This window comes from Pseudarthrobacter sp. J1763 (genome assembly GCF_050490295.1).
Classification (GTDB): Bacteria; Actinomycetota; Actinomycetes; order Actinomycetales; family Micrococcaceae; genus JBNPEO01.
The window spans coordinates 55691-75391 of sequence record NZ_JBNPEN010000012.1 but is presented as its reverse complement, the minus strand read 5'-3'; the positions used below and the strand labels follow the sequence as shown (position 1 = coordinate 75391).

The window sequence follows — 19701 nt, the reverse complement described above, 5'->3', positions numbered from 1 at the left end:
TAGACTCAATCTATGCCTTCTCTGACTTCCTTTGCACCTATCGGCACGCTCAGCAAAGGGCAAGTTGCGCCCATACTGCCCGTCCCTGGGTCCATTGCGCGCCCGGAATATGTTGGCAAATCTAGTCCTGCGCCGTTCACCGGTTCTGAGATTAAATCCGCAGAGACCATCGAAAAAATTCGAATTGCGTCCAAGATCGCGGCCCAGGCAATTGTTGCCGTGGGGGAAGCGATCAAGCCCGGCGTCACCACCGATTCACTGGACCGCGTGGGCCACGAGTTCCTACTCGATCACCAGGCCTACCCCTCCACTCTGGGCTACCGCGGGTTCCCGAAATCTGTGTGCACTTCTGTCAACGAGGTGATCTGCCACGGCATCCCTGACACCACGGTGCTCCAGGATGGCGACATCATCAATATCGACATCACAGCTTTCATTGGCGGCGTGCACGGCGACACCAATTACACCTTCTTGGTAGGCGACGTTGATGAAGAATCCAGATTGCTTGTGGAACGGACTCAAGAGTCCCTCAACCGTGCCATCAAAGCGGTGGCTCCTGGCCGGGAGATCAACGTGATCGGCCGGGCGATCGAATCTTATGCAAAGCGTTTTGGTTACGGAGTGGTCCGCGATTTCACCGGCCATGGTGTGGGCGAAGCGTTCCACAGCGGCCTGATCATTCCTCATTATGACGCAGCGCCCGCCTACAACACTGTGATGGAACCGGGAATGACGTTTACTATTGAGCCGATGCTGACCCTGGGTACCATCCAGTGGGACATGTGGTCCGATGATTGGACAGTCCTTACCAAGGATCGCAAACGTACCGCACAGTTTGAGCACACCCTTGTTGTTACCCAGGATGGCGCGGAAGTTCTTACGCTCCCCTAATCCGCACCATCACACACCGTTTGCCCATGGCGAAGTCCGCCTGCAGAGAAGGAACTGACGTGTCTAAGAAGGACGAGAAGAGCAAGAACCACGCCCAGGTGATCGGTATCGACATCGGAGGTACCGGAATCAAAGGTGGCATCGTCAACCTAAAAGACGGTGAATTGGTGGGCGAGCGGTTCCGCATTCCCACTCCGCAGCCTGCCACCCCGGAAGCTGTTGCTGCGGTTGTTGCTCAGATCGTTGAAGAGTTGTCTTCTCGCAAGGGTGCCCCGGCTAAAGACACTCCAGTAGGCGTAACGTTCCCGGGCATCATTCAGCACGGTGTTTGCTGGTCTGCTGCAAACGTGGACAAGTCCTGGGTTGGCACCGACATCGACGCCCTCTTCACCAAGCAGTTGGGCCGCCCTGTTGAGGTAGTCAACGACGCCGATGCCGCCGGTATTGCTGAAGCTCGCTATGGCGCAGGCAAGGGTGTGGATGGCACCGTATTGGTGATCACACTCGGTACGGGTATTGGTTCCGCCTTTATTTTCAACGGCCGTTTGGTCCCGAACGCTGAGCTAGGCCACTTGGAAATCGACGGACACGACGCCGAGTCCAAGGCTTCCGCTGTGGCTCGCGAACGCGATGGCCTGAGCTGGGAAGAATACAGCGTTCTGTTGCAGCGCTACTTCTCCCACGTTGAGTTCTTGTTCTCCCCCGAACTCTTTATTGTGGGTGGCGGCATATCCAAGCGTGCTGACGAGTACTTGCCGCACATGAAGTTGCGCACCAAGATTGTCCCTGCCGAGCTGAAGAATGAGGCGGGCATTGTGGGCGCTGCACTACAGATTGCTTTGCAGCACAAACTGACCAAATAAATTTTGGTGCCGGTGGTGGCGGCGGCTTCCCCTCCGCGGCCACCACCGGAGTCTAGAGTTGCTCGGTATTCTGAGCGGTGGTGGAAACTTCCGTGGCCGGCGCTGCTTCCCGGCGCAATTTAGCGATAGCTTTTTCGAAGTCCTCGAGTGAATCAAAAGCTTGATACACACTCGCGAAGCGCAAGTAGGCTACTTCGTCGAGTTTCTGCAGCGGCCCAAGGATCTCCAGGCCTACCTCATGCGCTTCGATCTCAGCAGCACCACTAGCACGAATGTTTTCTTCAACTTCTTGCGCCAGCATAGCCAGATCATCTTCAGTCACCGGCCGGCCTTGGCAAGCCTTGCGGACACCGTTGATGACCTTGATGCGACTAAAGGGTTCGCCCACGCCTGAGCGTTTGATCACTGACAGGCTGGTGGTTTCCACCGTGCTGAAGCGCCGTCCACATTCAGGGCATTGCCGGCGCCTGCGGATCGCTGAGCCGTCATCGGCAATACGGCTGTCCACCACTCGAGAATCGGGGTTACGGCAGTAAGGACAATACATCCGGGGCTCCCCTCATCATGCGATTCCTCGTGGGTTCGACTGCAGGAAAACTAGCAGCTAGATCGTGATTCCGACCCAGTCTACGACTACATGTGGTCAAATTACAAGGATGTTATTACTACATGTAGTGGTTACGAAGGCTGCAGGTCAGTGAAGCGAATGGCCACCGCATCGCCATGGGCTGGCAGGTTCTCAGCGCGCGACAAATTCACAATGTGCTCGCTAACGGTCTGAAGCGAGGAGCGTTCGTAATTAATCAATTGAACCGAACGCATAAACGTTGTGACATTCAGTCCCGAGGAAAACGCCGCCGTGCCGCTGGTTGGCAAAACGTGGTTGGAACCGGCGCAGTAATCGCCCAGGCTGACTGGGCTGTACTCCCCCACAAAGATGGCCCCAGCGTTGACAATTTGAGAGGCAACGTATGGTGCGTCCGCTGTCATAATCTCCAAGTGCTCTGCGGCGTAAGCGTTGCACACAGAAATGCCTTGCTCGATGGAATCCACTAAGACCACTCCGGATTGAACCCCGTTGAGGGCAATAACTACACGTTCCCGGTGAGTGGTGGCAGCCACTTGGGCGCGAAGTTCCTCAGAGACTGCTTGCGCCAACAAAGGCGAATCAGTAATCAGAACAGCCGCTGCTTTGGGATCGTGTTCCGCCTGACTGACCAAATCTGCCGCAACAAACGCTGGGGTTGCGGTTGAATCAGCCAAGATGGCAATCTCAGTGGGCCCGGCCTCAGAATCAATCCCCACGGCCCCCTTCACCAGCCGTTTGGCAGTGGCAACAAAAATGTTTCCCGGGCCGGTAATAACGTTCACCGGTTCAATTCCATCCCCAGAATCATCTCCGGGCACACCATACGCAAAAGTGGCGATAGCCTGCGCGCCGCCAATCGCATACACCTCGGTAATACCCAAGAGTTGCGCAGCCGCCAAAATGGTTGGGTGCGGAAGACCATTGTGATCTTTCTGAGGTGGCGACGCCAAAGCGATCGACTCTACCCCGGCGGCAAGCGCCGGGACCACGTTCATAATGACTGACGACGGGTAAACAGCCAGGCCGCCTGGCACATACAAACCCACACGGCGAACAGGAATCCAGCGATTAGACACCACAGCGCCATTGTCCAGCCGGACGCTGCTGTCTTCTGGCCGCTGCTCATCCGACACCAGAGTTGCCCGGCGAATGGACTCTTCCAAGGCTGACCGGACAGCGGGGTCAAGATTTTCCAGTGCACGGTTGAGTTCCTCAACCGGAACGCGCGGGTGACCTTGTTCAACTCCATCAAAGGTTTGGGCGTATCCTCGCAGAGCGCCGAGACCATCACGCTGAACTGAAGCGATAACGTCCCGGACAATCTCTTCCGCCGAGGAAGAATCGTTGCCGTGGGTCCGCGGTAGGGCTGCCTTGAGCTCAGCAGTGGAGAGAGTCTTCCCCCTCAGATCCAGCATTCGTAGCACCACGTTAGATTCCGGGGTGCCCTGTGCGGGGTTGGCATCGGTCGCTTTGAAGGGCTGTGTAGTCACCGCACCATTTTAGCTGGATTCTTCTAGCTCACCGGCGCTCGGCGTACTAGGCTCACCAAGGACATACCACAGAGCATCACCGCTAGTGCACCCGGCCACGCGGTCAACAACGCCCACGAGCGCAGTGTGAAGTTCACCCCTGAGCCGGCAGGTGCACTCGTCAGCGGAACCCAAAAATAACCCAGCAACTGGCCTAGCTGCCACGCAATCAGCGAAGCCAAACAAGCGCCAACAATCAACGCCAAGAAAAGCGGCGCAGAGGCCCGACCTCGGGTCCTGAAAAACACAACTAGAGCCACAATAATGCCCGCAGCTACACCCACCGCCCCAAAAACAAGGTCTCTCGGGAACCACTGCATGGGATCCGCCGCGTCGCCCAGTATGCGGCCGCCCGGGGCCAAAAGCCACCACAATACGGCAGCCGGCAAGCCCAAAACCGAGGTGAGGGCCACGCTCTTGGCAAGTACCGTCGTCGAACGTTGCTCCCCTATAGGTGAGTTGCCAGCCAGCTTGCGCGCCGCCCGTCGGGAAGTAGTCTGCGTGTTCTCAGGGCTCCATACGGGCTGTTGACTCATGGAGTAAACATTAACAACAACTTCACCCTAGGCAACAAAAACTCTTGCTTTCTTGCCCTCGGCATTACTGTGAAAGCGTTCAGTGAATGCAGACCGTATGGCTGCACGAACCTAGGAGTAGGACCACCATGACTGCCGAAGAACCAGCCTTCGAAGAAACGTTTAAGGAAATGTTTCGCCGCCATGCCGCTGGGGTGGCCATCATCACGGCAATGCATCAGGATCTCCCTTACGGGTTCACTGCAACATCGGTAGCATCGCTCTCCGCAAAACCACCACGCTTCACCTTCAACATGGCTCGGACCTCAAGCTCGTGGCCGGCCGTGGCCAACTCTGACTACATCGGATTACACATGCTGGGCCTGGACAATCAAGCATTGGCTGACAGGTTTGCACGCACCAAGGATCGCTTCGGCGGTGATCATTGGGAGCTTGGGCCACACAATGTGCCGGTGCTCAAAGACGTCTCCGGGTGGCTGATCGGAAAAATCCAAACCCGCTTGTCCTTTGAGAACAACGCAGTGATTGTTGTCGAGGTTGTTGGTGGAACAGTGGGGCAGGCCGGGACTCCGCTGTTGTATCACGGCGGAAAATACTCTCAACCCACCCCTTTGGACTACGAGATCTAGGCGTCCAAGCAGGCTGGCCCCAAAAGAACTTTGAGATCCCCAAAAAGAGATGGGGAAGGTTCAACACGCAAATGTGCACCAAGCTTCATCACCTCCACCATCCGGGTACCACTGAGCCGAAGCTGAACCTCGCTGGTACCGGGGTGGTTTCGAAGAACGTCGCCCAGCTCCGTAACAACAGCCTCGGTGGCCTTGTGCGTGGGCATAGAAATCACCACCGGACCATTCAATCCCTCGCTCAGATCCGGGACGGAAAGCTCCATACAGTTCAGCGTGATTGCACCGTCATCCCGGCGCTGCAGGCGGCCCTTAATCACCACAATGAGGTCCTCAGCCAGTACCGATGCAATTGGCCCGTAGACCTGGCCAAAGAACATCACCTCAATGGAGGCGCCCAAGTCCTCAACCTCAGCGCGGGCATAGGCGTTACCGCTAGCCTTAGCGATTCTGCGGCTGAGTGAGGTGATCATCCCGGCAATGGTGACAATGGCGCCGTCGTGCGGTCCATCCTCGCTCAAAAGCGAGGCAACGCTGTGCTCTGAATGCTGGGTAAGAATTCCTTCAAGGCCCTGCAAGGGGTGATCCGAGACGTAAAGCCCCAGCATGTCCCGTTCAAACGCGAGCTTGTCTTTTTTCTCCCACTCGGGCAAGTCCGGGATTTCGGTGGTCAATGAGGACTCAGATTCTTGGTCCTCGATCCCGGCAAAGAGATCAAACTGCCCAATAGCTTCGTTGCGTTTGAGCGTAATGACTGCATCAATCGCTTCTTCGTGAATCATGGCCAGCGGGCGGCGTTTGTGACCCAATGAATCAAAGGCTCCAGCCTTGATCAGGGATTCAATGGTGCGCTTGTTACACACCACAGCCGGGACCTTCATCAAAAAGTCCTTGAAGTTTTGGTACGGCTCTTTCTCTTCGCGAGTGGAGACAATGGCATCCACCGCGTTGGCGCCCACGTTACGAATTGCACCCATCCCAAAACGGATATCTTCGCCTACAGGGGTGAAGTTCAAGGACGAATCGTTGACGTCCGGCGGCAACACAGTGATGCCCATACGCCGGCACTCGTTCAAGTACATGGCTGACTTATCTTTGTCATCGCCCACAGAGGTGAGCAGCGCTGCCATGTATTCCGGCGCAAAGTGTGCCTTGAGGTAAGCCGTCCAGTAAGACACCAGCCCGTAGGCGGCAGAGTGAGCTTTGTTAAAGGCGTAGTCGGAGAACGGGAGCAGGATGTCCCACAGCGACTTGATAGCGGCCTCAGAGAAGCCGTTAGCGATCATGCCTCCGTGGAAGCCCTCGTACTGTTTGTCCAGCTCTGACTTCTTCTTTTTACCCATGGCGCGGCGCAAAATATCTGCTTGCCCAAGGGTGAAGCCTGCAACCTTTTGAGCAATGGCCATAACCTGCTCTTGGTAGACAATCAGGCCATATGTGGTGCCCAAAATCTCCGCCAGTGGCTCTTCAAGCTGCGGGTGGATCGGAGTGACCTCTTGGAGCCCGTTTTTGCGCAAGGCGTAGTTGTTGTGCGAGTTGGCACCCATGGGCCCAGGACGGTACAACGCAATAACAGCAGAAATATCTTCGAAGTTGTCGGGGCGCATCAGCTTCAATAGCGAACGCATTGGCCCGCCATCGAGCTGGAACACGCCCAATGTGTCACCACGGGCCAATAGCTTGTACGCCTCGGCATCATCAATGTTGAGCCGTTCCAGGTCCAGCTCAATGCCGCGGTTGGCTTTGATGTTCTCTAGGGCATCGGAAATGATCGTCAGGTTCCGAAGACCCAAGAAGTCCATCTTGATCAGGCCGAGGCCCTCACTGGTGGGGTAATCAAACTGGGTGATGACCTGGCCGTCTTGGAAACGGCGCATAATCGGCACTACGTCGATGATGGGGTCCGAGGACATAATCACACCGGCGGCGTGCACACCCCACTGGCGTTTCAGGCCCTCAATGCCTAGAGCCGTTTCAAAGACCTTGGCAGCTTCCGGATCATTGGCTACGAGTTCGCGGAACTCTCCCGCCTCGCCATAACGCTTGGACTCTGGATTCTGGATGTCGCCCAGCGGGATGTCCTTGGCCATCACTGCAGGCGGCAAGGCTTTGGTGAGCTGCTCACCCATGCTGAAGGGGTAACCCAGAACACGTGAGGAGTCCTTGAGTGCCTGTTTGGTCTTGATGGTTCCGTACGTAACGATCATTGCGACACGCTCATCACCATATTTTTTGGTGACGTAGTCAATTACTTCTGAACGACGACGATCATCGAAGTCCACGTCAAAGTCAGGCATGGACACGCGCTCCGGGTTCAAAAAGCGCTCAAAGATTAGGCCATGACGCAGCGGGTCTAGATCGGTAATACGCAGGGCGTAAGCCACCATGGAACCGGCACCTGAACCACGGCCCGGACCTACACGAATACCGTTTTCCTTAGACCAGTTAATGAAGTCGGCCACCACCAGGAAGTAACCCGGAAAGCCCATTTTGGTAATAACGTCTAGCTCGTAGTCGGCCTGCTTTCGCACCGCCTCGGAGACACCGTCTGGGTACCGATAGGCGAGCCCCTTGTCCACCTCTTTGACCAGCCATGAGGTTTCGTCCTCACCTGGCGGGCACGGGAACTTGGGCATGTAGTTGGCGTTGGTGTTAAACGAGACTTCACACCGCTCGGCAATAAGCAAGGTGTTGTCGCACGCGTCCGGGTGGTCCCGGAACAGCTCCCGCATTTCGCGTGGAGACTTCAAGTAATAGCCGCTGCCACTGAAAGCGAAGCGGGATCCACCATTGTCATACGTAGGTTCAAGCAGAGTGGAACCAGATTGGATCGCCAGCAAAGCCTCGTGGGCCTTAGCATCATGCTCGTGTGTGTAGTGGAGGTCATTGGTGGCCACCAAAGGTATGTCTAGTTCCTTAGCGAGTTTGAGCAGATCTCCCGTCACACGGCGTTCAATGTCCAGACCGTGGTCCATCAGCTCACAGAAATAGTTCTCTTTGCCAAAGATGTCTTGAAACTCTGCAGCGGCCTCTAGAGCTTCCCGGTATTGCCCCAAGCGCAACCGTGTTTGGACCTCGCCTGAAGGGCATCCAGTGGTGGCGATGAGGCCTTCGGAGTAGGTGCTGAGCAATTCGCGGTCCAGCCGTGGCCACTTACCGAAAACAGAATCCAGCGACGCAATGGAAGATGCCCGGAACAGGTTGCGCATACCGGTGTTGTTGTAGCTGAGCAACGTCATGTGGGTGTACGCACCACCACCAGAGACGTCGTCGCGGCGCTGGTTCTCTTCACCCCAGCGCACGCGCCCCTTGTCAGTGCGCGCTGTGCCGGGGGTTACGTACGCTTCAACACCAATGATGGGCCGGATGCCTTTGTCCGTAGCCCGCTTCCAAAAGTCGTAGGCTCCAAAGAGATACCCGTGATCGGTGGTTGCCAGGGCCGGCATTCCAAGGCGCTCGGTCTCGTCGAACAACTCCGACAATCGCGCGGCACCGTCCAACATGGAGTACTCGGTGTGGTTGTGGAGATGAACAAACGAGTCATTGCTGGAAGTCACCCAGCTATTCTAGGCGCTGCCTTCAGCGAGCAGATCCAAGGCGTGCTGCAAGTCCTGCGGATAGTTGCTTGATACGGTGAATCGCTCCCCCGTGCGCGGGTGATCGAAACTCAATTCCCGGGCGTGCAACCACTGGCGTGTGAGCCCCAGCCGAGCGGCGAGTTTCGGGTCGGCGCCGTAGGTGAGGTCCCCTGCGCAGGGATGACGCAAAGCGGAAAAGTGCACACGGATTTGGTGGGTACGCCCGGTCTCGAGGTGAACTTCCACTAGGCTCGCTTTGCCGAAGGCCTCCAGTACCTCGTAATGGGTCACTGAGGGGCGGCCATCCTCGATCACGGCGAACCGCCAGTCATGGCCAGGATGACGGCCAATGGGGGCGTCAATGGTTCCCTTAAGCGGGTCCGGAAGGCCTTGAACTACTGCGTGATAGACCTTGTCAACAGTGCGTTCCTTAAAGGCACGCTTGAGAGCCGTGTAGGCCATCTCAGTTTTGGCCACCACCATCAAACCGGAGGTGCCGACATCAAGGCGGTGGACAATGCCGGCTCGTTCGGGGGCACCAGAGGTAGAGATGCGGTAGCCCGCGCCAGCTAGGCCTCCCACCACCGTGGGACCAACCCAGCCCGGCGAGGGGTGAGCTGCCACGCCCACTGGTTTGTCGATGACCACAAAGTCCTCGTCATCGGCAAGAATCTTTAGGCCTTCCACTTTCTCCTCCACAACTGCAAGCGGATCGCGCCGCTCCGGGGTGATGACGCTGATATTGTCCCCAGCACGGAACTTTGCCGATTTGCTGAGCGTCGCTGCCCCACCGGTGACGTTGCCTTCTGAGAGCAAAGTAGCTGCAGCAGAACGAGAGATGCCCATTAACGCTGCCAGTCCGGCGTCGGCCCTAACGCCGTTTAGTTCCTCGGGAACCGTAAATATTTGAGCCACCGTTACGCCTCAGATTCTGGTTCTGAAGGGGAAGCTGCCGCCGGCGTTTTGCCATCGATACTGATACCACGCAGCGTCAGCAAACAAATGATGACCACAGAGGACACCACTGCGGAGTCTGCAATGTTGAAGATGGCAAAGTTGGGCAACTGAATGAAGTCCACCACGTGACCCATTCCAAAGCTAGGGTCCCGGAACAGCCGGTCAGTGAGATTCCCTAGGGCTCCGCCTAAAAGAAGGCCTAGGGCCACCGCCCACCATCGCGACCCAATACGGCGCACCTGAGTAAGGATGGCAATGCAAACCACTGCCATCACGATCGTAAAAATCCAGGTTACGTTCTCGCCGATTGAAAAAGCCGCACCGGAATTTCGAATGTAATACCAATGCAGCAGAGGCGGCAGCACCGGAGTCCGTTCACCTTCAACCATGGTGGAAGTCACCCACAACTTCGTGAGCTGGTCGAAGGCGTAAGCAAAAATCGCCATCCCGGCAAAAAGTGACATAAGCAGCGCTCGGCGAGGTCGCTTGGCAGCTGGGCTGGCGTGGACGTTATCCATATGTGGCTCGGTGCTCATGTTTCTTTTCTGCGCAATGTGCGTTGATACTGGCGTTCGTTAGATCGTAGGCACGCTGGTCCGGATCCGCTGATTGTTAATGGAAAAAGCCGGTGACCGAGGAGTCCTCAGCCACCGGCTTTTAAGAATACTTCTTAGGCGTCAGCGTTGCTGTCCGAAGTGTCCGGGGAAGCAACCGAACCGCGGGATTCGAGATCGCGCAACTGGCCTTCGATGTAGGACTTCAGACGGCTACGGTAGTCACGCTCAAAGCCGCGCAACTGCTCGACCTTGCGCTCCAGCACGGAGCGCTGCTGCTCAAGAGCACCGAGAGTCTTGCGTGACTTCTCCTGTGCGTCGTTGACCAGGCTGCTGGCTTCGATCTGAGCCTCTGCGATGATCTTGTCACGCTGTGAGGCGCCGTCTGCAACGTGCTTGTCGTGCATCTGCTGTGCCATGGCCAAAAGGCCTGCTGCGGACTCTGCTGAAACAGAGTTGGGAGCAGCAGCAGCCGCCGGTGCTGCGACCGGGGCAGCAGCCTGAACGGGCTTGTCAGCCTCAGGAGCGGCAACAGGTGCAGCTTCCTTAGCGTCTGCAGGCGCCTTGGTCTCTTCCTTAGCGGCTTCAACCTTGGCGGCCGGAACTGCAGGCTTTGCCTCGGGAATCTTCTCAACCACCGGAGCGGCAGTCGTTGCCGCGGCGGGGGCGGAGCCGGAGGTCTCGGAGAGCTTCTTGCGAAGGTCTTCGTTTTCCTGCGTCAAGCGGCGGAGTTCGACGACGATCTCGTCCAGGAAGTCATCAACTTCATCCTGGTCATAGCCCTCGCGGAACTTGGTCGGCTGAAAGCGCTTGTTGACAACGTCTTCTGGCGTCAAAGCCATCTGGTCACCTCGTTGGTCTAGTTAGTCAGTAGGCCTTCCGGCCGATGAAACTACGGTACCTAATTATGGACTCGTAACTGTAATCCCGTGCCCATGCACGGGAAAATAGTTCCACAGGGAACACTAGACGAGAATTCGACTTCGTGCGCCGCATTCTCGTTTACTTCAGTAATTTTATGCGAGGCCGCTGAAAACACCCATCAGTATGCTCGTCGCAATAAAAAGAACAATGATGCTGAGATCAAGGGAAATTCCGCCCAATCGCAACGGTGGAATCCAACGACGCAAGAGCTTTACCACCGGATCAGTGACGGTATAGACCGCACTCGCTGTGATCAACGCCACCCCGCGCGGACGCCATTGACGCGCGAACATTTGCGTCCATTCGATGACGAGCCGGATGATCAAAGCTACAAAAAACAGCAGCAATGCCACGTAAATCAGGGCAAAAATGATCCCCACGGATGAATCTCGTTCCTCGATGGCTGCGACGGTTTACTACCGCGAACGCTAGCTCTGGTTGAAAAAGCTTGCCTGGTTTTCGCTGGACTTCTTGTCATCGCCAAGAACTTCAACGTAGGAGGGCGAGAGCAAAAATACCTTGCTCGTCACGCGCTCAATGCTACCGTGCAGACCAAAGACCAAACCGGCGGAGAAATCAACCAGACGCTTGGCATCGGCTTCACCCATGTCGGTGACATTCATAATGACCGGAATGCCGTCCCGGAAGCTTTCACCGATGACTTTGGCATCGTTGTATGAACGGGGGTGAATTGTGGTGATCTGACGCAATCCAGTGCTTTCTTCGCGGGCAGCAGCTGCTCGTTTAATAGGGGTTACCGGGGCCCGGTATTCGGTGTCAACAGCAACGGGGGCTGATTCACGCACGGGTGCACTCGAGCGCACTTCTTCACGGTCATAGTCCACGGAGTGGTCCTCGGTCTTCGGTGCGATCTGGTGGGTCTCAGCCTCGTAGTGTTCGTCGCCATCAGCGAGCCCAAGATAGATCATTGTCTTGCGCAGCGCGCCAGCCATGGTCGACTCCAATCGTGTCTGTTCTGGGCCGCCCTAGAAGTTTCTTCGAGGTTGGATTCCGGCCCACTGATCCCAACAATCATGACGCTACCGTATGGGCGGACGCGGTCCCAGAACATCCGAACCTATCCTTAGGTGTGTCGCGCCGTAACGAATGGCATGTTCTAGATCTCCGCTCATTCCCGCCGAAATGTAGCGTGCATGAGGGAATTGTTGCCTAAGTTCACGTGAATGTTCCGCGAGCTGCGCAAAGGCTGCGTCCGGATCGCTTCCCAGTGGCGCCACCGCCATCACACCATAGAGTTCAAGTCCGACGGCGGCATCTACTGCCGCACCCAACTCTAAGAGCTGCTCGGGGCTGGCTCCTCCCCTGCCGGCTTCGGCGGACGGGTCCAGATTGAGCTGGATAAAGCACTGAAGATCCGGACGGTTATTTTGTTCTTGTTCGGCCACGACGCCTTTAGAGAGCGCTGTCACCAAAGAGAGACGGTCTACCGAGTGCACAGCATGGGCGTAGCGCGCCACGGACTTTGCCTTGTTGGTTTGGATTTGGCCCACGAAGTGCCACTTCAACGCCAATTCGCCGAGTTCCTGGCTCTTCGGCGCGGCCTCTTGGTCCCGGCTTTCACCCACGTCCTGGACACCCATTGCAGCGAGTCTGCGAATGTCTTGAGTCGTGTGAAACTTGGTCACAACAACAAGTTCGCAAGCGCCGTCTTCGCGCCCGGCAGCTGCCGCCGCTGCACTGATGCGCTTCTGGACCGCCGTGAGGTTGCCGCGAAGCTCCACACTTCGTTGGTCTGGCTCGTGAGTGTTATCCAGTGAATCAATCGACTGTGAGTCATTCATGCGTACTCCAAATGAGTCCGGCGAACCGGCCTGATCGTTGATCTCGCCGGTGCGAGTACAACCCCTGATTTTCGAGGGTGCATTCGCCGCGGTATTTGATTTCTACACCCGCGCGTTCCAATTGTGCGGCTGCGGCTGCGGGGAGATCTAGGGCCGGGGTCCCCCAGCTGGTTTCTTGCCATGCGGCTGGTTCGAGCGCGCTCACGTCTTCACGCATTGAGGTGGGAACCTCGTAGCACTCGCCACAGACGGATGGTCCCATCCAAGCGCTGATGGCCGTGGCGCCAGCTGCTCGCAATTCGTCAACGGTTTTACCGATCACGTTGGCTACCACGCCCGGCCTGCCGGCATGAGCCACTGCAAAAATGGGTGCCGCATTGCTGTCCCGCGCGAAGAACACCACGGGAACACAATCCGCCACCATCACAGCCAGCGGAGTTCCTCGCGAAATCATGGCATCAGCTGTTGGCGCTTGCCCCGCGCGCTCAATCATCGCAACATCGTTGCCGTGGACTTGGCTCATGTACTGAAAAGCAGGAATCCCGGCCGCGGTCGCCAAGGTAGCTCGCCGTTGATGTACTGCGTCTGGATCGTCATTGACGTGTAGAGCTAGGTTCCCGGCATCAGTGCTTGTAAAAGCCACGTGTATTCCGGGTTCTACTTCGCCTCGCCACCAAAACATGGAAGCTACCACCTTTGCCGTTACAGAAAACAGCCCGGCAGCCGTGTGGCCGCCGGGCTGTTCGCCACAAAATCTCTAGAACCAACTGTTCTAGAAAAACTGTTGAGTTTGAAGACAGACCGTTACTTCAAGAAGTCCGGAACATCTAGGTCATCCGAGTGGCTACCGGAAAGATCCGGTTCCACAACGGCGGGCAGGTCAGCGTCGAATCCGCTGTCGGAAGGAACCGCTGCGGGACGCTGCTGACCCCAAGCACCCAATCCAGCCGAGGCAACGGGAGCTGCCTGCTGAGGTGCCGAAGACTGCTGGTATCCACCGGACTGGTAGGAGCCCTGCTGCGGTGCTGAATGCTGCGGAGCTGAAGCAGGGGCCTGCGGGGCTGCGGGGCGCTGCTGAGCGGCGGGCGGCTGTTCCATGGACGGCGAGGTGGCCTTCACGTCGTCGAACCCAGCAGCAATCACCGTAACGCGCGCTTCGTCGCCCAGCGCGTCATCAATAACCGCACCGAAGATGATGTTGGCTTCCGGGTGGGCCACTTCCTGAACCAGGCGAGCAGCCTCGTTGATCTCAAAGAGACCCAAGTCTGAGCCACCCTGGATCGAGAGCAGCACACCGTGTGCACCGTCGATGGAAGCTTCGAGCAACGGCGAGGCGATTGCCAGTTCAGCCGCCTTGACTGCGCGGTCTTCACCTCGTGCCGAACCAATACCCATCAAAGCCGATCCTGCACCCTGCATCACAGACTTAACATCTGCGAAGTCAAGGTTGATCAGACCCGGAGTGGTGATGAGGTCGGTGATGCCCTGAACACCGGAAAGGAGTACCTGGTCCGCAGAGCGGAAGGCGTCCAGAACGGAAACGTTGCGGTCGCTGATCGAGAGCAAGCGGTCGTTCGGGATGACAATGAGTGTGTCCACCTCGTCACGCAAAGCGTCGATGCCGTTCTCAGCCGAGGTGGCGCGTCGGCGTCCTTCGAAGGTGAACGGGCGAGTCACAACACCAATGGTCAGTGCACCGAGCGAGCGAGCAATACGGGCGACGACGGGAGCACCACCGGTACCGGTTCCGCCACCTTCACCGGCAGTCACGAAGACCATGTCCGCACCGCGCAGAACTTCCTCGATCTCATCCTGGTGGTCCTCGGCTGCCTGACGTCCAACATCTGGGTTGGCGCCCGCGCCCAGGCCTCGGGTGAGTTCGCGTCCAACGTCGAGTTTGACGTCAGCATCGGACATCAACAGCGCCTGAGCGTCCGTGTTGATGGCAATGAACTCCACCCCGCGAAGACCAACGTCGATCATGCGGTTGACTGCGTTCACGCCACCGCCGCCGATGCCGACGACCTTGATGACGGCCAAGTAATTCTGCGGTGCTGCCACGTTACGTGTCCCTTGTTCGTGTCTAACTGAGAAAAATCTTATGCAAAGCTTGAAGCTATAAACCTTAACCCTCTAGTTGAGGCTTATAGTTATGTCAAGTAACTCTTGTCTGTGACGCTATTTCCAATGCCACGCACATGCAATGACCGGCTCCGCGTGTCGTGCGAATCAACAGCAAATTCAACAAAAGTTAGCGTGTCACTGGGTGCCGAGGGGTGCTGACGTCATAAACGTTTACTGGAACCTTAGGGTCTTCGGGCTTCTTCAACAGCGCTTCCAAAACCTTAGCCTTCAGTTCACGGTCCTCCGCGTTCCCCCAGACAACTGACTTGCCGTTGGCAAGGTTTAACTTCACCGAGTCGGCGCTTGAAGCCGAAGCTGATGCCAGTTGTTGACGAACCGAATCCGGCAAGGCACCCAGAACAGCCGTCACCGCCTTAAAAAGGTCAGTGCGCAAGCCCTTGGCACCGCCGTCGATATTTGGCAGCTTAACCTTGGCTGGATCCGAGACCGGGCCCAAGCTCACTCCGTCAGCGTCAACCAAGGAGTACTTGCCCGCTACTTGCAGGACAGCGACCGGTACCCGCTCTTGGATTTGCACCACCAGAGTGGACGGCGGCCGGGACTGCATGGTGCTTGACTTGATCTGAACAAAGCCTTTGAGCAAACCGTCCACGTCACTTTGTGAAATCCGCGGCAGCGTTTTACCTTCTAAGGGCTGCAAGGCTTTTTGCACCGTGGCGGTGGGCACCAGTTTGTTGCCCTGTACAGCCACTGTGCGCACGGCCAGCAGCGGAGAGTACATAGTGGCCAAGGCAACCAGCACTATCAACACCACGACGGCGGCCAGGGCAGTCAGCGCGTACCGTTTCCGGCGTCGTGCCTTCGGCTCTGGAAACGCTAAAACCCCCGGGTTCCGAGCAGCGCGGTCTGATGAATTAGGCACGCAGTGCCTCCACGATGGCTGGACCGTAGGCCGTAACATCGCCAGCACCAACGGTGAGAATAATGTCTCCGTCTTGGGCGTTCGCAGCCAAAAGGCGCACAGCCTCAGAAGGATGGGCAACCGGGTGGGCAGCAGTTCGCAACTTGGCGGTAATCAGTTCGCTAGTAACCCCTTCGATGGGGTCTTCGCGTGCCGGGTAGATGTCCAATACATAAACGCTATCGGCAAGATCTAGGCTCGAGGCGAATTCCGCCGCGAACTCACGAGTCCGGGAAAACAAATGCGGCTGGAACAACACGTGGACTCGGTGCTCCCCCGCCACTGAGCGCGCCGCGCGAAGAGCTGCTGCCACCTCAGTGGGATGGTGGGCGTAATCGTCATATACTCGGACCCCCCGCTTCGATCCCTTGAGTTCAAATCGGCGCGAAGTACCAGTGAACGCCTCTAGGCCAGCAATTGCGGCACTTGGTTCCACGCCAAGTTCTAGCGCCACGGCAAACGCGGCTGCCGCGTTCAGAGCATTGTGCACACCAGGTACGTGCAAGTGCGCCGTATAGTGGCGGTCCCCAATCTCCAAGGCAAGCGCTCCGGCACTGGTATCCAAAACCTTAATCTGTGCCTCAGGATGTGTACCGTACAAAATTACTCGGGTGTTTCCGCGTTCTTGTGTGCGGTGAGCCAGCGCGAGAGCTCCCGCATCATCCGCGCAAGCGATCAGCACACCCTCGGCCGGAAGCAACGCAGTAAATGCATCGAAAGATGCGTCCACTGCCTCGGCTGTGCCGTAATGGTCCAAGTGATCAGCTTCAACATTTGTTACTACCGAGATCAGTGGGCGGTAGTTCAAAAAGGATCCGTCGGATTCATCGGCTTCGGCCACAAACACATCCGATTCACCACTAGCAGCATTGACCCCCAGCGCCGGTACGTTGGCGCCGATAGCGAAAGAGGGATCTAGACCGGCGGATCGCAGCAACACGGTAATCATTGACGTTGTAGTGGATTTTCCGTGTGTGCCGGCAACAGCAACGGTGCGATCGCTGCCCATTACATTCGCCAGCGCCTCAGAGCGGTGCAATACCGGAAGCCCGGCGGCCTTGGCTGCTAGCAGTTCTGGATTATCTGCTCGAATTGCCGAGCCGGCCACAACCACCGTGGCATCTCCAAGATTTTCTCGCGCGTATCCCACTGCGATCCGCGCCCCCGCCGCGCTCAGTTCCTGCATGACCGGTAAGTCTTTAGCATCCGAGCCGCTCACAGCCTGATTCCTCGCCACCATAATCCGGGCAACCGCGGACATTCCAACCCCACCAACACCAATAAAGTGCGTCCGGGTTCCATGGTTCTGGGTGGCTGCGCCGTTTTGCTCAATCATTTAGCTGCTGCTTTCAGTACAAGATCAGCCATTCGCTGATCCGCGTCTCGGATGCCGTGCCGCACCGAGGCTTGGTGCATCGTTTTTAGTGCCACTGGGTCCAACAAAAGTTTCACAATCGTGGAAGCAATAAAATCCGCGCTCAAATCTTTGTCCGCTATCAGGAGCGCTCCCCCGGCCTCCACTAACTCTTCAGCGTTGCGCGCTTGTTCGCCATTACCAATTGGCAAGGGGACAAAAACGGCCGGCAGCCCTACAGCAGCAACCTCGCAGACAGTGCCAGCACCAGCGCGAGCCAGGAGCAAATCCGCTGCCGCATAAACAGTCTCCATGGCATCAACATATTCAAGCTGTGTATAGCCTGCTGCTGCGAGTGCAACGTCACCGTCCATAACTTGTTTCCCGCGGCCCGTGATGTGGACTGTCTGAATACCTGCAGCAGCAAGATCCGGCAACGCTGCTTTGAGAGCCGTGTTGATGCTCAATGCTCCCGAGGATCCGCCGGTTACTACCAGGACCGGGCGAGCCGGGTTGAGCCCCAGCTTTTCGAGTGCTGCGGCTCGGGCAGTTTCGCGGTCAAGCCTAGAGATACCCTTTCGCATTGGCATTCCCACGTGGACGGACTTGCCGAGTCTAGTGCGAGCAAATGCTGTGGCAACGCTGGCTCCCAGAGCCACACCTACCCGGTTGGCTAATCCCGGACGGACGTTGGCCTCGTGAATCACCGTGGGGATTTTCCGGAATTTAGCGGCTAGATACATCGGCGTGCAGACGTAACCGCCGACGCCGACCAGAACATCCGCATGGGACTCGTCCAAGATTCGCCCCGCGCTACGTACGGCGGCCACCATACGAAAAGGCAATTTGAGCAAATCCGGAGACGGTTTGCGCGGCAACGGAACCCTAGCAATAGTGGCTAATTCGTAGCCAGCTTGCGGCACAATACGTGTCTCCATTCCTTCGGCCGTCCCAACCGTTAGGAACGTGGCATCGGGGACACGGGCACGCAGGGCATCGGCAATGGCAAGCATGGGGCTGATGTGGCCTGCAGTCCCGCCGCCTGCTAAAACAACGGACAAGGATGGTGAGCTCATAGAGTTCTAACTGCGCTTTCGTGGCGAGGGACGGGAAACCATATTGGGCTTGTTCGAGCCAATGCCCACCCTCTTGGTGGTGCCTGGTCGAGCATTCTTTGAACCGGTCTGAGCTGATTTGAGGAACTTTGGACTTTTGAGCTTATTGCTCGCACCCATTTGTTCCCGGGCCAAGGAAAGTACCACCCCAATGGCTGCCAGGGACATCAACAAGGCTGAACCGCCATAGGAAATGAAAGGAAGCGGAACACCGATGACGGGAATCAACGAGGTCACAACTGCCATGTTGATGGTCCCTTGGCCCAAGATCCAAACCATGATGGTTCCGGCCAAAACCCGGTGAAATAAGTCTTCCTGACGAATGACCACTCGGTAGATGGAGATGCCCAAGATCGCGAACAAGGCCACCACTACTAGAGCCCCGATCAGGCCAAGCTCTTCACCAATAATGGCGAAGATGAAGTCATTGTGGGCTTCCGGAATCCAGCTATATTTTTGCCGGCTTTGGCCCAGACCCACGCCAAACCATCCGCCAGATGCCAAACCACCTAGGCCGTTCGTGGACTGATAGTTGGTGTCAGATCCATCCCCGCACGCAGCGCCTGTCCACCACGAGGTGATGCGGCACATACGGTTGGAGCTGGTGAGTGCCATGGCCAAGGTGCCGATGATCAGGACAACGCCAGCTAAGGCGAACATTCGCATAGGTACTCCAGCAAAGAACAACGCTGCGGCCATGATCATCATAATGATCATGCCGGTACCTAGGTCATTGCCAATGAGGACTAAGCCAATGATGCCGCCTGCTACGGGAATTACCGGGATCACCACGTGCATCCAACGGTCCAAAAGCTTTGCCTTTGTTGCCAACACGGTGGCCATCCACAATGCCAAGGCCAGCTTTGCAGCCTCCGAGGGTTGCAGTGAGAACCCAGCGATGTCGATCCAGTTGCGGTTACCGTTGACCGAGTTTCCGATCACCAACACCAGAGCCAAAAGGACATAGCTGCCAATGATGCCGGGCCATGCCAAGCGCTTGAGCCACATAACGTTGACACGCGAGAGGATAAACATCACCGCAAAACCAGCGATGGCAATAACACCTTGCTTCATCGCAGCAGCAAAAGGTGATTGCCCCTGCGCAATAGCCTCAACACTTGAGGCGGACAGCACCATCATGATGCCGATTGCGGTCAAGGCAATGGTCGAACCCAAAATCAGGTAGTACGTGGAGCCATTTTTCGCTGCATCGTGACCTTCTACTCCCTCCCAAAAAGAGGAAAACCATGTGCGTACGCGTCCCAAAGGTGTTAGGGGGTGTGCTGTTGGTTTTGAAGGCGTCCGTTTGGTGGGCCGTGTGGGCGTGCTGACCATTG

General features: G+C 57.0%; 19 protein-coding genes. 3 read left to right on the top strand and 16 right to left on the bottom strand.

Features of this window, described 5'->3' with window-relative positions:
- Nucleotides 1-12 precede the first annotated feature (12 nt).
- Entirely contained in the window at nt 13-891 is an 879-nt protein-coding gene (gene map / locus ACQQCD_RS11705; RefSeq protein WP_430268560.1) for a type I methionyl aminopeptidase, read from the top strand.
- Nucleotides 892-950: 59 nt separating this feature from the next.
- Nucleotides 951-1754 carry a polyphosphate--glucose phosphotransferase gene (gene ppgK, locus ACQQCD_RS11700; RefSeq protein ID WP_430268559.1) on the top strand — a complete coding sequence of 268 codons (804 nt, stop codon included), beginning with the start codon at nt 951-953 and terminating at the stop codon, nt 1752-1754.
- A 52-nt stretch (nt 1755-1806) separates the two neighbouring features.
- Here ppgK and nrdR read toward each other — a convergent pair whose 3' ends face one another.
- From nrdR to ACQQCD_RS11685, 3 genes are all read right to left on the bottom strand, one after another.
- Nucleotides 1807-2301, bottom strand: coding sequence for a transcriptional regulator NrdR (nrdR, locus tag ACQQCD_RS11695; protein WP_430268558.1), 495 nt, complete (start codon nt 2299-2301; stop codon nt 1807-1809).
- A 131-nt stretch (nt 2302-2432) separates the two neighbouring features.
- A complete protein-coding gene (gene hisD, locus ACQQCD_RS11690; RefSeq protein WP_430268570.1) occupies nt 2433-3758 on the bottom strand; it encodes a histidinol dehydrogenase in 1326 nt (441 codons plus the stop codon).
- 98 nt (nt 3759-3856) lie between these two features.
- The gene (locus ACQQCD_RS11685; protein WP_430268557.1) at nt 3857-4408 is read right to left on the bottom strand and encodes a hypothetical protein; all 552 of its coding nucleotides are present in this window, start codon (nt 4406-4408) and stop codon (nt 3857-3859) included.
- 128 nt (nt 4409-4536) lie between these two features.
- On the opposite strand from ACQQCD_RS11685, the gene ACQQCD_RS11680 reads away from it, so the two are divergent.
- Nucleotides 4537-5037 carry a flavin reductase family protein gene (locus ACQQCD_RS11680; protein WP_430268556.1) on the top strand — a complete coding sequence of 167 codons (501 nt, stop codon included), beginning with the start codon at nt 4537-4539 and terminating at the stop codon, nt 5035-5037.
- On the opposite strand, the gene dnaE is transcribed toward ACQQCD_RS11680, so the two are convergent.
- The 13 genes from dnaE to ftsW form a co-directional block, all read right to left on the bottom strand.
- Nucleotides 5034-8591, bottom strand: coding sequence for a DNA polymerase III subunit alpha (gene dnaE, locus ACQQCD_RS11675; protein ID WP_430268555.1), 3558 nt, complete (start codon nt 8589-8591; stop codon nt 5034-5036). The two genes, ACQQCD_RS11680 and dnaE, sit on opposite strands and share 4 nt — an antisense overlap.
- A gap of 9 nt (nt 8592-8600) precedes the next feature.
- The gene (locus ACQQCD_RS11670) at nt 8601-9527 is read right to left on the bottom strand and encodes an RluA family pseudouridine synthase (protein ID WP_430268554.1); all 927 of its coding nucleotides are present in this window, start codon (nt 9525-9527) and stop codon (nt 8601-8603) included.
- Nucleotides 9528-9529: 2 nt separating this feature from the next.
- The gene (gene lspA / locus ACQQCD_RS11665) at nt 9530-10105 is read right to left on the bottom strand and encodes a signal peptidase II (protein ID WP_430268553.1); all 576 of its coding nucleotides are present in this window, start codon (nt 10103-10105) and stop codon (nt 9530-9532) included.
- Nucleotides 10106-10239: 134 nt separating this feature from the next.
- On the bottom strand, nt 10240-10965 hold the full coding sequence (locus tag ACQQCD_RS11660) for a DivIVA domain-containing protein (RefSeq protein ID WP_430268552.1): 726 nt from the start codon (nt 10963-10965) through the stop codon (nt 10240-10242).
- Nucleotides 10966-11139: 174 nt separating this feature from the next.
- Complete coding sequence (locus ACQQCD_RS11655; protein ID WP_430268551.1) at nt 11140-11427, bottom strand: YggT family protein; 288 nt, start codon at nt 11425-11427, stop codon at nt 11140-11142.
- 48 nt (nt 11428-11475) lie between these two features.
- On the bottom strand, nt 11476-12000 hold the full coding sequence (locus ACQQCD_RS11650) for a cell division protein SepF (RefSeq protein WP_430268550.1): 525 nt from the start codon (nt 11998-12000) through the stop codon (nt 11476-11478).
- An 87-nt stretch (nt 12001-12087) separates the two neighbouring features.
- Nucleotides 12088-12849, bottom strand: coding sequence for a YggS family pyridoxal phosphate-dependent enzyme (locus tag ACQQCD_RS11645; RefSeq protein WP_430268549.1), 762 nt, complete (start codon nt 12847-12849; stop codon nt 12088-12090).
- The gene (locus ACQQCD_RS11640) at nt 12842-13531 is read right to left on the bottom strand and encodes a polyphenol oxidase family protein (protein WP_430268548.1); all 690 of its coding nucleotides are present in this window, start codon (nt 13529-13531) and stop codon (nt 12842-12844) included. Before ACQQCD_RS11640 ends, ACQQCD_RS11645 begins: the two co-directional genes overlap by 8 nt.
- Nucleotides 13532-13653: 122 nt before the next feature.
- Nucleotides 13654-14910 carry a cell division protein FtsZ gene (gene ftsZ, locus ACQQCD_RS11635; protein WP_430268547.1) on the bottom strand — a complete coding sequence of 419 codons (1257 nt, stop codon included), beginning with the start codon at nt 14908-14910 and terminating at the stop codon, nt 13654-13656.
- Between the two features lie 190 nt (nt 14911-15100).
- Nucleotides 15101-15856: a cell division protein FtsQ/DivIB gene (locus ACQQCD_RS11630; protein ID WP_430268546.1), complete on the bottom strand. Its 756-nt coding sequence runs from the start codon at nt 15854-15856 to the stop codon at nt 15101-15103.
- Complete coding sequence (murC, locus tag ACQQCD_RS11625; protein ID WP_430268545.1) at nt 15849-17231, bottom strand: UDP-N-acetylmuramate--L-alanine ligase; 1383 nt, start codon at nt 17229-17231, stop codon at nt 15849-15851. Before murC ends, ACQQCD_RS11630 begins: the two co-directional genes overlap by 8 nt.
- Nucleotides 17228-18325, bottom strand: coding sequence for an undecaprenyldiphospho-muramoylpentapeptide beta-N-acetylglucosaminyltransferase (gene murG / locus ACQQCD_RS11620; protein WP_430268544.1), 1098 nt, complete (start codon nt 18323-18325; stop codon nt 17228-17230). Before murG ends, murC begins: the two co-directional genes overlap by 4 nt.
- A 6-nt stretch (nt 18326-18331) precedes the next feature.
- The gene (ftsW, locus tag ACQQCD_RS11615) at nt 18332-19699 is read right to left on the bottom strand and encodes a putative lipid II flippase FtsW (protein WP_430268543.1); all 1368 of its coding nucleotides are present in this window, start codon (nt 19697-19699) and stop codon (nt 18332-18334) included.
- Nucleotides 19700-19701: the final 2 nt, after the last annotated feature.